The sequence below is a fragment of the Nodosilinea sp. LEGE 07298 genome, from assembly GCF_015207265.1.
Taxonomy (GTDB): domain Bacteria; phylum Cyanobacteriota; class Cyanobacteriia; order Phormidesmidales; family Phormidesmidaceae; genus Nodosilinea.
This window is the reverse complement of sequence record NZ_JADEXE010000216.1, coordinates 1-11,704: the sequence shown is the minus strand read 5'-3', so window position 1 is coordinate 11,704 and position 11,704 is coordinate 1. Positions and strand designations below refer to the sequence as shown.

At 57.7% G+C, this 11,704-nt stretch carries 10 protein-coding genes, 1 tRNA gene and 1 pseudogene; 5 read left to right on the top strand and 7 right to left on the bottom strand.

The genetic code is table 11. The annotated features are described in order from the left end of the window. Nucleotides 1-486 precede the first annotated feature (486 nt). From IQ273_RS35965 to IQ273_RS23495, 3 genes and pseudogenes are all read right to left on the bottom strand, one after another. Nucleotides 487-756 (bottom strand): annotated as a pseudogene (locus tag IQ273_RS35965) (REP-associated tyrosine transposase); the annotation flags it as partial. A 12-nt stretch (nucleotides 757-768) separates the two neighbouring features. Then, the gene (locus IQ273_RS35480; protein ID WP_228053681.1) at nucleotides 769-978 is read right to left on the bottom strand and encodes a hypothetical protein; all 210 of its coding nucleotides are present in this window, start codon (nucleotides 976-978) and stop codon (nucleotides 769-771) included. A gap of 548 nt (nucleotides 979-1,526) precedes the next feature. Beyond that, nucleotides 1,527-2,453 carry a cation diffusion facilitator family transporter gene (locus IQ273_RS23495; RefSeq protein WP_194025583.1) on the bottom strand — a complete coding sequence of 309 codons (927 nt, stop codon included), beginning with the start codon at nucleotides 2,451-2,453 and terminating at the stop codon, nucleotides 1,527-1,529. 198 nt (nucleotides 2,454-2,651) lie between these two features. Here IQ273_RS23495 and IQ273_RS23490 point away from each other — a divergent pair, with 198 nt between their 5' ends. After that, nucleotides 2,652-4,037, top strand: a complete 1,386-nt coding sequence (locus IQ273_RS23490; RefSeq protein WP_194025582.1) for a collagen-like protein — start codon at nucleotides 2,652-2,654, stop codon at nucleotides 4,035-4,037. 200 nt (nucleotides 4,038-4,237) lie between these two features. After that, nucleotides 4,238-6,370 (top strand): amylo-alpha-1,6-glucosidase, encoded by a 2,133-nt coding sequence (locus IQ273_RS23485; RefSeq protein WP_194025581.1) that lies wholly within the window; start codon nucleotides 4,238-4,240, stop codon nucleotides 6,368-6,370. A 36-nt stretch (nucleotides 6,371-6,406) separates the two neighbouring features. Here IQ273_RS23485 and IQ273_RS23480 read toward each other — a convergent pair. Together IQ273_RS23480 and trmB are read right to left on the bottom strand one after the other, a co-directional pair. Next, nucleotides 6,407-6,480: transfer RNA gene (locus tag IQ273_RS23480), tRNA-Arg, on the bottom strand. A 54-nt stretch (nucleotides 6,481-6,534) separates the two neighbouring features. Then, on the bottom strand, nucleotides 6,535-7,170 hold the full coding sequence (gene trmB, locus IQ273_RS23475) for a tRNA (guanosine(46)-N7)-methyltransferase TrmB (protein ID WP_313898216.1): 636 nt from the start codon (nucleotides 7,168-7,170) through the stop codon (nucleotides 6,535-6,537). A gap of 217 nt (nucleotides 7,171-7,387) precedes the next feature. On the opposite strand from trmB, the gene IQ273_RS23470 reads away from it, so the two are divergent. The 3 genes from IQ273_RS23470 (at nucleotide 7,388) to ttcA (ending at nucleotide 10,295) form a co-directional block, all read left to right on the top strand. Continuing rightward, nucleotides 7,388-8,500 carry a metallophosphoesterase gene (locus tag IQ273_RS23470; RefSeq protein ID WP_194025579.1) on the top strand — a complete coding sequence of 371 codons (1,113 nt, stop codon included), beginning with the start codon at nucleotides 7,388-7,390 and terminating at the stop codon, nucleotides 8,498-8,500. Between the two features lie 116 nt (nucleotides 8,501-8,616). Continuing rightward, nucleotides 8,617-9,150: a DM13 domain-containing protein gene (locus tag IQ273_RS23465; RefSeq protein WP_194025578.1), complete on the top strand. Its 534-nt coding sequence runs from the start codon at nucleotides 8,617-8,619 to the stop codon at nucleotides 9,148-9,150. A 215-nt stretch (nucleotides 9,151-9,365) separates the two neighbouring features. Continuing rightward, nucleotides 9,366-10,295, top strand: coding sequence for a tRNA 2-thiocytidine(32) synthetase TtcA (gene ttcA / locus IQ273_RS23460; protein WP_194025577.1), 930 nt, complete (start codon nucleotides 9,366-9,368; stop codon nucleotides 10,293-10,295). Between the two features lie 12 nt (nucleotides 10,296-10,307). On the opposite strand, the gene IQ273_RS23455 is transcribed toward ttcA, so the two are convergent. Further along, nucleotides 10,308-10,751 carry a DUF29 domain-containing protein gene (locus IQ273_RS23455; protein WP_228053679.1) on the bottom strand — a complete coding sequence of 148 codons (444 nt, stop codon included), beginning with the start codon at nucleotides 10,749-10,751 and terminating at the stop codon, nucleotides 10,308-10,310. 108 nt (nucleotides 10,752-10,859) lie between these two features. Beyond that, on the bottom strand, nucleotides 10,860-11,704 hold an 845-nt coding region (locus IQ273_RS23450; RefSeq protein ID WP_278000587.1), incomplete at its 5' end, for a vitamin B12 dependent-methionine synthase activation domain-containing protein.

Below are 11,704 nucleotides of genomic sequence, written 5' to 3'. Positions count from 1 at the left end.
GATATGGGGTGTTGGGGGGGGTATTTCTTCTCTCGCATCCAGGCTTGTAAACTGTAGCAGATAAGTGCTTCAGCCCGATCTCAAAGAATTATTTCGGCTCTCCTCCTCACGGAAAAACGTGTGTTTCGGAGATCCCTTACCTGGCACCGATAGTTACGTTGAATCAGTAAATTGCGCGACAGCAATGTCGGGGTTGAAACAATTTGCCAGCACAAACTTCTTTGCAGTTTTGACAATCTCATCCATTGGGGCGTTCCAGTTGTCCCACAGGCTCTTTTGGCCAGGGCTTATCTTCTTTGCCTTCATCCGTAGGGTGCATTCGCGGCAAACGCCTCATTTTGCATCCATGCAATTTCTTTACTGGCCGCAATGCACCGATCACGTACAACGGGGTTTTTCCAATTAATGATTAAGCCGTATTATACCGATCGCGTACAACGGATTTCTCAATTGATGGGTTGTGGTGCATTGCTTCGCGAATGCACCCTACGGGTCTGCGTGTAGATATTGGTGGATGCTTGAATAGGGCCAATCAGCAGGGCATTTCACCAACCCATGCTTCACCGGGTTGTAATGAATATACTCGCAATGATTTACAAAATCCTGCTCATCTCGAATGCAATGCTCCCAATAGCGTCGCTGCCACAAATTCCCCTCCCGCCGCCGCTCTCCTGATGCGGTCTTCTCCAACGGCAGCGCTAGCGCCTGACCACATGCCTTCGTCGTTATTAGCTTAATCAACCGCCACCGATTGGCGTAATTGCTATCCTACTCCGGCAATGTCCAAATGCAGTGGAAATGATCCGGCAAGAGCACAAAAGCATCAATCGCAAATGGATGCTTGCGTCGTACTGCAACAATGCCATCGCGGAATGCCTGTCTGCCCAAGTCGGTACACAGCCAGGGATGGCGTTGATAGGTTACATGGGTGAAGAAATAGCTACCGCCGGGTCGGTAGAGGCGTCGGTAATTGGGCATAGAAGCTGAGAGATGCACTCAGGTTAAATTGCCCGTTTCCTGAATTGAAATAATGCTCTCGTTGAATTGGTGCATTGCTGCGCGAATGCACCCTACAGATCCTTCCTGACTGCCTTGTGAGAGCAAGTGGTAGAGCCGCTGTGTTGGTCATCCAGTTATAGGCTAGGGCATCAAACCAAAAAATTGAGGGAATCAAGTTTCACTCGAACGTTACTTGATTAGCAAGCCCCATTCATAAGTAACGCTATAACGAAATCAAGTTTCGCTTAAACGTTACTTAACTATGGCACTCCATTCATAAGTAACGTTATGCGAAAATCAAGTTTTCTTCGAGCGTTACTTATCTATCGCCCGTCGTAATCAAATAACGCGGTTCGGTAATCAAGTTTTGTGCCGGGGTTACTCGATGCGTTCCCTGGGTTGGCTGATGCGTCAGGGCGCTAATCGCCCATCCCCTCCGCATTGGTCGAATGGGTGTAGCCGCGATCGCAGATCCTGTGGCTGGAATCTCTATGGCAGGCAGTGCCCACCCTGCGGGGCTTATGACTTTAGTTAGCTCCGTCAATCGAGGCTGCTTCAATAAAAATGCGGTTCACATCTTGATGGGTGGTGCGAATGCTCTGCTCGATCCGGCGCACCGCCGCTTCGATTTCATCGGCAGAGAGATGATCGCAAAATTCGATATTCATCGCCAGCATGATATCTCTGGGGCCGAGGTGCAGGGTAATCGGTGGCCCCATATCAGAGACAGCCTGGTCAGCCTTGACGAGGGTTTTGATGCTGTCGCGCACCGCGATAGAAGCGCTTTCTCCCATCAGTAGGCTCTTCGTTTCGATCACTAACAAAATGGCGACTACGGTGAGCAATAGCCCAATCACAATAGAAGCAGCGCCGTCATAAATAGCATTGTCAAACACTTGGGTGAGCACAATTCCGGCAAAGGCAATAGCAAGGCCGACCAGCGCAGCGGCATCTTCCACAATGACAATAAATGAGCTGGGATCTTTACTGTCGCGAATGGCTTGCCACAAACTCACCTCAGCTTTGCGGGGATAGTTTTTGTTAAACTCTCGGATAGACACGGTTAGGGCCAAGCCCTCGAACACGGCAGCGGTGGCCAGCACAATGTAGCTAACCAGGGCATGGCCGCCGACCTCAGGGTGTTGAAAGCTGTGCCACCCCTCATACATCGACACGCCACCCCCCAGGGCAAAGATCAGCACCGCCACCATCAGCGACCAAAAATACAGTTCCTGCCCACGCCCCAGGGGAAATTGCTCGCTTGGCGGCGCTTCGCTTTGCTTGAGGCCGTAGAGCAGCAGCAGCTCGTTGACCGAATCGACCACAGAGTGGATGCCCTCTGACAGCATGGCCGAGCTGCCGCTGATGGCCGCACCGACAAATTTGGCAATGCCAATGGCGATATTGGCTCCTAATGCGGCATAGATTGAAACTTTGGATTCACCACCAGCCATGCTCGTTTTCTCATATACTCTCGACCCATTGTAGGGGCGTGCCCAGCTCAGCCAGAGTGGGTATGCATCGCTGGGCCGCTTAAAGACAATTCAAAGGCAATTCAAAGGCAATTGTCGTGACTTCTGGCACATGGGTCGTTCTGTCTAGGCCAGCGCGTGGCTACCCTGAGAATGCTTTGCACGCTGAGAATCCTCCTTATGAAACGCGCCCTTGCCGTTGCCCTGGCCCCATTTTGCCTAGGACTGGTGACCACCCTGCCGCTGCCGAGCCTCAATGGCTGCTCGATGCTGGCCTGGGCGCAAGAAACCCGCACCTACGGCAGCGATGGCAGCAATGGCCGCAGCGGGCGATCGGGGCGCGACGGCACGGCAGGAACCAGCCAAACCGCGATCGCCGATGGCAACCCGGCCAGCTTTACCCTCACTGGCAGCGATGGCGAAGACGGCGAGGCGGGCGAAAATGGCTATCGGCCTCGCTGCGGCGGCCAGCCTCGCAACGTGAGCTACCACCTGCGCGCGCCTGATGGTGGCAATGGCGGTAGCGGTGGCCAGGGCGGCAGCGGCGGGGCTGGCGGCGATTTGACAGTGTACTTTGGCGATCGCACGGTCCTCCGGCAGATCTCGGTAGATGCGCAAGGCGGGCGCTTTGGGCGTGGCGGACGGGGCGGCAACGGTACCCTGGGCTGCCGCTGCGATCGTCGCGATTGGGAGATTCAAACCTGCACCGGCACCCCCGGTCAGGCCGACTACAGTTGTCAAAATACTCGCTACACCTGCCGCGATGGCCGCAGCGGTAGCAACGGTTCCTTTGGCCGTGATGGTGCCCCCGGTGCCGACGGCCAGCTGTGGATTGTTAACCAGCTAGAGCCCTTGCAGCCCGACAACCCGGCGATCGCGGTGGGGCTGTCAAACTTGGCCAACCAGCCGGTACAGCTCTCGCGCAACCTGTGGGCCGAGCGCAGCGGCGCTAATACCCTGCTGGCCCCCGGCTCTCGCGTCAACGACAGTTACCAGGAGTACACCGGGCGCGTGGAGGGCACCGTCAGCCTCGATTGGCAGGCCCATAGGCCGTTGGGCACCTTTGCCGGTGGCGATGTGCGCACCGAAATTCAGCCCGACGGGTCGCTGGCGGCCACCTTCCCCGACAGCCTATGGGCCGACTACACCACCCGCCGCGAGGGCGATCAGATGGTGATTACCGTGACCAATGCGGTGCGGGCTAGCGATGTCACCCGCCTGGCCCTGGGGACGGTGCAGGGCAGCGGTGCCAACCTCAATGTCGCCGTGCTCGATTTAGCCAGCGAGTCAGAGTATCTCACCACTCAGTTTCGCCTCACGCTCAGAACCACCCGCGACGACCCTAGAGATAACCGCCGCCCGCGCTACGTTACTGTTTACGACGATGTAGTGCCAGCCGAACTGGTCAGCCTGGCGGGCAACCGCTTTGAGCTAGCCCTGGGACGGCTGCCCATCGATCGCGGCCCCCTGACTCGCGGCACCTACGCCCAGATTGAGATTACCGCCGTGCGATCGCTGGGGGACAACCGGGCGGAGCAGGCAATCTCGTGGCAAGGGCAGTTTTAGGCAATAGATAAGCAGGGGGCGCGGCAGCTTTCTGGCTTTCTATAGACGCCGTTTGACAAAATCTCTGTAAAGCTTTTATAGAAGGGATGCGGTCGCAATGGGTTAGCGGTTCGCTTTGCCAGCTTTTGGCTATAGTATCGGGCGAGTGAAATCGTCGCCGAGAAAACACACGGCCAAGAAAACACATAGGTTTATAGAGTATGACTATCTCCTTTGGTCGTCATCTGTGCGGCAACGCGGCGATCGCCACTCAGCAAGAATGGCTGATTACCAATGGTCTGGGCAGCTATGGCTGCGGCACGGTGTCGGGGGTGCTTACCCGCCACTACCACGGGCTGCTGGTGGCGGCGCTCAAACCACCAGTCGAGCGCACGCTGCTGGTTACGAAGGTGAATGAAACCGCCACCTACCTGGGCCAGCCCTACACCCTCTACTGCGATCGCTGGGCCGATGGTGCCATCACCCCTCACGGCTACCTGCACCTGGAGTCGTTTCGGCTAGAGGGCACAATTCCGATTTGGGTGTACGCGATCGCCGATGCCCGCCTCGAAAAGCGGATTTGGATGGAGCCAGGGGCTAATACCACCTACGTTCGCTATACCCTCAGCCGCGCCAGTGCCCCGGTGAACCTCGACCTCAAGGTGCTGGTCAACCATCGCCTCCACCACCACAGCACCCAGGGCGAGGGCTGGCAAATGGCGATCGCAGACTGCCCCCAGGGCCTACGCATTCAAGCCAAAGATCACGCTCAGCCCTTCTACCTGCTGAGCGAAACCGCCCCTGCAATCCCCGCCCACACCTGGTACAACGGTTACGCCCTGGCAGTCGAAGCCTACCGAGGCATTGACCCCTACGACGACCATCTGCACGCCGCTACCTTTAGCCCCACCCTGGGCCAGGGCCAGTCATTTACCCTGGTAGCCACCACCGAGGCCGAGGCCGATCGCTCGGGGCAAAGCGCTCTACTGCGCCGCCTGGCCTACGAGCAACACCTGATCAGCCAGGGCAAAGCGGCTCAGCCCGACGACCAGCCACCCACCTGGGTAAACCAGCTGGTGCTGGCCGCCGATCAGTTTATCGTCGACCGGGCGATCGCCGGTCTAGGCGTAGACACCGACCCAGCCGACTTCGGCGACCCCCTAAATCCCCCCAGTCCAGAGACCAGTGACAGTCCTGCCCACCCTCAAGATTCGGCCGCAGAAAGCCCCGACAGTAGCCCGTTACCCCAACCAACCACCGGCAAAACCGTGATCGCGGGCTACCCCTGGTTTGGCGACTGGGGCCGCGACACCATGATCGCCCTACCGGGGCTCACCTTCGCCACCGGACGCCCGACTCTGGCCCGGCTGATTTTACAGACCTTTGCCCGCTTCCTTGACCAGGGCATGCTGCCCAACGCCTTTCCTGAAGGTGGCCAAGCCCCCCACTACAACACCGTAGACGCCACCCTCTGGTACTTTGAGGCCCTGCGCGCCTACCACCAGGCCACTGCCGATACCACCTTGATCAAAGCCCTATTTCCCCAGCTGCGAGAGGTGATTGACTGGCACGGCAAAGGCACTCGTCACAGCATTCAGGTCGACCCCACCGATGGCCTGCTGTCGGCAGGAGAGCCCGGCGTACAGCTCACCTGGATGGACGCCAAAGCGGGCGACTGGGTAGTGACCCCTCGCATCGGCAAGCCGGTCGAAGTCAACGCCCTGTGGTACAACGCCCTGCTGGTAATGGCCGAGTTTGCCCGCCTGCTGGGCCAGCCTGCGGAAGACTATCAGACGATGGCCGCCCAAACCCACCAGGGCTTTCAGCGCTTTTGGAACCCTGAACTGGGCTACTGCTACGACGTGCTCGACGGCCCCAACGGCGCAGACCCAGCCCTGCGCCCCAACCAAATCTTTGCCGTTTCCCTACCCGATCAAGCTCTAGGAGAACCCTGTCTGAGCCTCGACCAGCAGCGGGCAGTGGTCGATGTGGTGGCCCAGCGGCTGCTGACATCCCACGGGCTGCGATCGCTCGACCCCGACCACCCCAGCTACGAAGGCATCTACGGCGGCGACCTAATTCAGCGTGACGGCGCTTACCACCAGGGCACCGTGTGGAGCTGGCTCATGGGTCCCTTTGTGCAGGCCCACTGGCGGGTTTACCAAGACGCCGACCTGGCCCACAGCTTTTTAGACCCGCTGATTCACCACCTGCACGGCGGCTGCCTGGGCACCCTCAGCGAAATTTTTGACGGCGATGTGCCGATGGAGCCGCGCGGTGCCTTCGCTCAGGCCTGGTCGGTAGCCGAGGTGTTGCGGGTCAGCGCCCTACTGCGCCCTCGGCTAAAAGAATAGGCCTGGGCCTGCCAGGCTTAGCACGGCTACAAACAACGGGGCTGGCGGGATTCGAACCCACGACCTGCCGCTTAGGAGGCGGCCGCTCTATCCTGCTGAGCTACAGCCCCAGAGATTAACTACCGATACTGGGCCATTTTACACCCTGAGCCAGGCGTGGGGCTTCAAGACCGGGTAAAGATGGCGCGGTAAACGGGTAGTCCCTGCTCTAGGGTGACGCGCTCGCGATCGGTTTGGGCTGGGAAGGGGCTTTGGGTTAGCCAGCTTTCGGCCTGGCGCTGGAAGTGGGGGTTCTCGGTGAGGCGATCGCACATATCCACCGCCACCGCTTCAACATCAGACTGCACCACCACGCGCCCCCCGGCTGGTAAAAACTCTGCCAGAGTGCTGACAAGCTCGGGTTGCAGCACGCGCCGCTTTTGATGGCGTTTTTTAAACCACGGGTCGGGAAACTGAATAGAGACTTGCTGGAGGGGGGTTTGGTCGCCCCAGCTTTCGAGCAGGGCACGCAGAGAGATATTGACGTTGCAGAACATGAAATGGAGGTTTGTCAGCCCCGCCTCTTGCTGCCGCTTTTGGGCCGATTCGGCCACGGGTTTACGAATTTCTAAGCCCAAAAAATTCCACTCGGGCACAAGCTGAGCCATTTGCAGCGCAAACATTCCTTTACCGCAGCCGATGTCGATGTGCAGAGGCTGCCGATGGGTGGCGAACACCTGTTCCCAGGCGGGGATACCCACCGGAGCCTGATATTTATCGCTCAGGGGATTAACGTGCTGGCGCACCCGAACAACAGCCACAGGGTTGACCTCGATGGAACCACGGCTTTCTATCATGCCATTTGGGGTGCTAGGTTTCAGGTTTTAGGTGCTAGGTTTCAGGTTTTAGGTGTTAGGTTTCAGGTGCTCGACGGAATCGTAAACCCAATACCCGACACCCAACACCCTCTCCCTACCGAATCGGGCAGCTAGCGGCTAGGCTGTTAGGGACATGCATAAAAATCAACGTTTTACTTCCATGGGACAGCGTTTTCGCTTCGCTATCATCAGCGACCCTCACATCGCTCGACCTGAGACCATTTACAATGGCCCCAACCGGTTTCACCTGGTGGAAGTCAGCATTCCGGGCATTGAGCAAATTTTTGACCACCTAGAATCGCTAGATCTCGATTTTTTGCTACTGCCGGGCGACCTCACCCAGCACGGTGAATGGGTTAACCACCAGTGGCTGATCGATCGCCTCAAGCGGCTGCCCTTTCCAGCCTACGTGGTGCCGGGCAACCACGATGTGATTGCTCGCGACGCCAGCGATCGCGCCATTGGCCTCTCAGACTTCCCCCGCCTGTACCAGGACTTTGGCTATAGCGACGGCGCAACCCTGCACTACCAGCACGAAATTCTCCCCGGCGTACGGCTGGTAGCGCTCAACTCAAATGCCTTTGAAGCCTCGGGTGAGCAGGTTCGGGTGGGCTATGTGGATGAGGCACAGCTCGACTGGCTGGAGGAGACGCTAGCCCGGTATCGGGACGATCTCATTCTCGTGATGCTGCACCACAACGTGCTGGAGCACCTGCCTGGGCAGTCGAATAGCCCCCTGGGCCAGCGCTACATGGTGAGCAATGCCTCAGAGATTATTCATCGGCTGGAGACGGCGAGGGTGCGGCTGATGTTTACCGGCCACTTGCACGTGCAGGATGTGGCTCGCCGAGGCGACCTGTGCGAGGTGTTAACCGGGTCGCTGGTCAGCTACCCCCATCCCTACCGGGTTGTAGAGATTGAGCACGGCGACGGCGAACTGCGCATGGACGTGCGATCGCGCCGCCTCACCGCCGTTGCCCCCTGGGACGATTTGCAAACCATGTCGCACCAGTGGATGAGCGATCGCGCTGAGGGGTTTATGACCAAGTTCCTGATCAGCCCGCCCGTGGGGCTAGCAGAAGCAGAAGCGGCGGCGATCGCCCCAAAGCTAAAGCACTTTTGGCCCAGCATTGCGGCAGGCGACACCCAGATCGATTTCTCGCACCTGCCGCCTGATGTGCAAACGCGATTGGCCCACTTCAACTCGGTGGATTGTGAGGGCAATCCGCAGGCGATCGACAATACCGCCACGCTGGTATGGCCTGCCCCCTAAGATCCCCAGAATGCTCAAATCCGTTCCTTCTTCGGATTTTCTCAGGAAATTATCTCTTCCAGTTCAGGTTGGGATTTTAATATGTCAGCAATTCCAAGACTGAGGATTTCCGAATAATGATTGCGCGACTCTCCCTGATCGTTTTGATGGTGGTAGCGACTCTACTGGCGGCGGCCTGCAACCCTTCCCAAACCACGTCTACCGAAATAGATGCCGCAAATGTTGAAACCGCCTCGACCGTAGAAGAGGCCCCTACAACCGATTCTGATTCAGAAACAACCGCTAGTGCTACGGCCTCCGGCACAACCCGCCTTGGTGTGTTTGCTTCAGCCGAGCATGAAACAACGGGAAACGTTGAGCTAATCAGCCAGGATGGTCAGGCAACCCTGGTCTTCGACGAAAACTTTGCGACCTCTAATGGACCAGATCTGGTGGTGGTGTTGCATCGCTCGGCTGACCTAATTGCCGAAAGTACTCCCCCCGCCTACCCCATCAATGAGGAGGATTACGTCGTCATTGCACCGTTGACCGCTACGAATGGCCGCCAGGAATATGCCGTGCCGGCAGAGATTGACCTGACGGCGTTTGAAGCTGTAGCCGTATGGTGCCAGCAATTTAATGCCACGTTTGGGGCGGCTCCTTTGCAATAGTGCTCTGCGGCTTCTTCCCTTTTCTGCTGGCAGTATTCGCAAAGTTAATTGGCTCGTTGCCGAACCTGTTGTTGAGTTTCGGGCGTTGCTGAATTAAGGAATGACTTCGAGGCATTTTGAACGAGCCTTCAATCGTCTCAGCATTCGGTTCATACTATCTGAGACTAAGATAGTTCTGGTGCATACCGCAGCCAGCCAGCCAGAAGGAAATGCCTATGGCCGCCCCTCAGCAGCCTACCTCCAACAGTTTTAAGAAGCTTCAGGGTTTTTTGCGATCGCGCATGGGCCAGGCGATCGCCGACTACGGCATGATCAACGAGGGCGATCGCGTCATGGTCTGCGTCTCAGGCGGCAAAGACTCGCACACGCTGCTCGATATTTTGCGCCACCTCCAGCGCCACGCTCCGATTCACTTCGACATTCTGGCGGTGAATTTGGATCAAAAGCAGCCAGGCTTCCCCGCCCACGTGCTGCCCGAGTACTTTCATGCGATCGGTGTCCCCTACCGCATCGCCGAGCAAGACACCTACAGCACCGTCAAACGGGTGATCCCCGAAGGCAAAACCATGTGCAGCCTGTGCTCGCGGCTGCGCCGGGGCGTTCTTTACCGGGTTGCCGCCGAGGAAGGAGCCACCAAGATCGCCCTCGGCCACCATCGTGACGACATGATCGAAACCCTGTTTCTGAATATGTTCCACGGCGGCAGGCTCAAGGCCATGCCCCCCAAGCTGCTGACCGACGATCGCCGCCACATCGTCATTCGGCCCCTGGCCTACTGCTCCGAGGCCGACATCGCCCGCTATGCCCGCTACCGCGAGTTTCCGATCATCCCCTGCACGCTCTGTGGGTCGCAGGCTAACTTGCAAAGAGCGCAGATCAAAGCCATGCTGCAAGCCTGGGAAAAAGAATGGCCCGGTCGCACCGAAACCCTGTTTCGCAGTCTGCAAAATATAGATCCGTCGCAGCTAGCCGACCCTGCCCTGTTCGACTTCGGCGGGCTAGAATCAGCGCGGATTCTCCCCGGCGATGAGGATAGGGTTGAGGATGAAATCGGCAGCAATTTAGAGGCGGAGTTTAACCCGGCAGCGGCACTGTTTGAAGGTGGCCTGCCGCCACTGGCCGGGGCAGGAGGACGCGATCGCTAACCTCCCTCAGCGCTACCTCGGCAAAAACTCTCGATCTAGCGCCTGCTCTGAACTAAAGGGGCTTTCTAACGGAAAATTTTCTATGCCAACCCCGGTTTCGGTGGCGGCTAAATCGCGCGCTTCCTGATAGCAGCCAGCAAAGATTTCCTCAAAATAAGCCTTTAGAGTAGGACTGGTGCTGAGCGATTCTTGCAGCCGACGGCGATGCTCTTTGAGCACAAAGCGCCAGCTGTTTGAGCGCTGACCCGGCTGATAGGCGTACTTGAGCAAATGGATTAGCACCACAATCAGGTTGCTAGTCAACGCTTGTTTTTCGGTGCGCCCCATATCTTCTAATTCTTCAAGTAGGTTAGCAATATCTAGCTCTGATAGCCGCCCTGCTTTTAGCAGTCGGCAGCTGACATCGAGCCAAAGGGCGTAGTCTTGCTCATAGAGCTGGGCTAGTGAACTAGCCATAGCAGCGGTTTGGGGCGACATAGGGTAGCTGTTAGTCCAATACTGCCATTGTAGGAGAGTACAGAAAAGGATGAGAGATTAGTAGGACAGCCGCATGGAGATCTTTAATTAGGCGCTGAAGTACTTTGCCGTTGGGTGGTAGGCCACGATCGCCGTTGTTGACTGCTCCGGGTACAGCTGCTCACTCTCGTCGATGGTCATGCCAATGCGATCGGCCCCCAGCAGCTCCAGCTGCACCGGCTGGTCATCCATGTTGGGGCAGGCGGGGTAGCCAAAGCTGTAGCGCGACCCCTGGTAACGCTGCTGCAACACCTCCCGCAGCGTGGCGGGCTCCAAATCCCCAAAGCCCAGCTCGTGACGAATACGGGTATGGCACCATTCGGCCACTGCCTCCGCCGTCTGCACCGACAGGCCGTAGTAGTAGAGGTAGTCGGTGTACTGGTCGGCCTTAAACAGCTTTTGGGCAAACTCTGTGGCTACCTCGCCTACCGTTACCGCCTGCATGGGGAATACGTCGAACTCACCTGGTTTCGCCAGTTCCTTCGGCAAGAAGAAGTCGGCAATGCACAGCCGCCGCAGGGATCTTTGCCGGGGGAAGGTGAAAGTGGCGATCGGTTCCGGTAGGGGCAAACGGTTGTTTGTCCCCATATCGGAATTCTTCATCACAGCCGGATCGTAGATGTGCAACGAGTTCCCCTCAGCCAGGCAGGGGAAGTAGCCGTAGACAATGTGAGGATGCAGCAGGTTTTCTGAGAGAATCCGCTGCTTCCAGGTTTCGAGAATGGGGTGGACGGTCTCTTTCAGGAAGGCGTCGTAGTCTTCGCGGGATTGCTCCTGGGGTTTGCGGAACTGCCACTGGCCAACGAACAGCGCCTGGAGATCGAGATAGCCGAAAACTTCCTCCAGAGAAATATCCGAGGGCGTGAGCACGCGGGTACCCCAGAAGGGTGGAG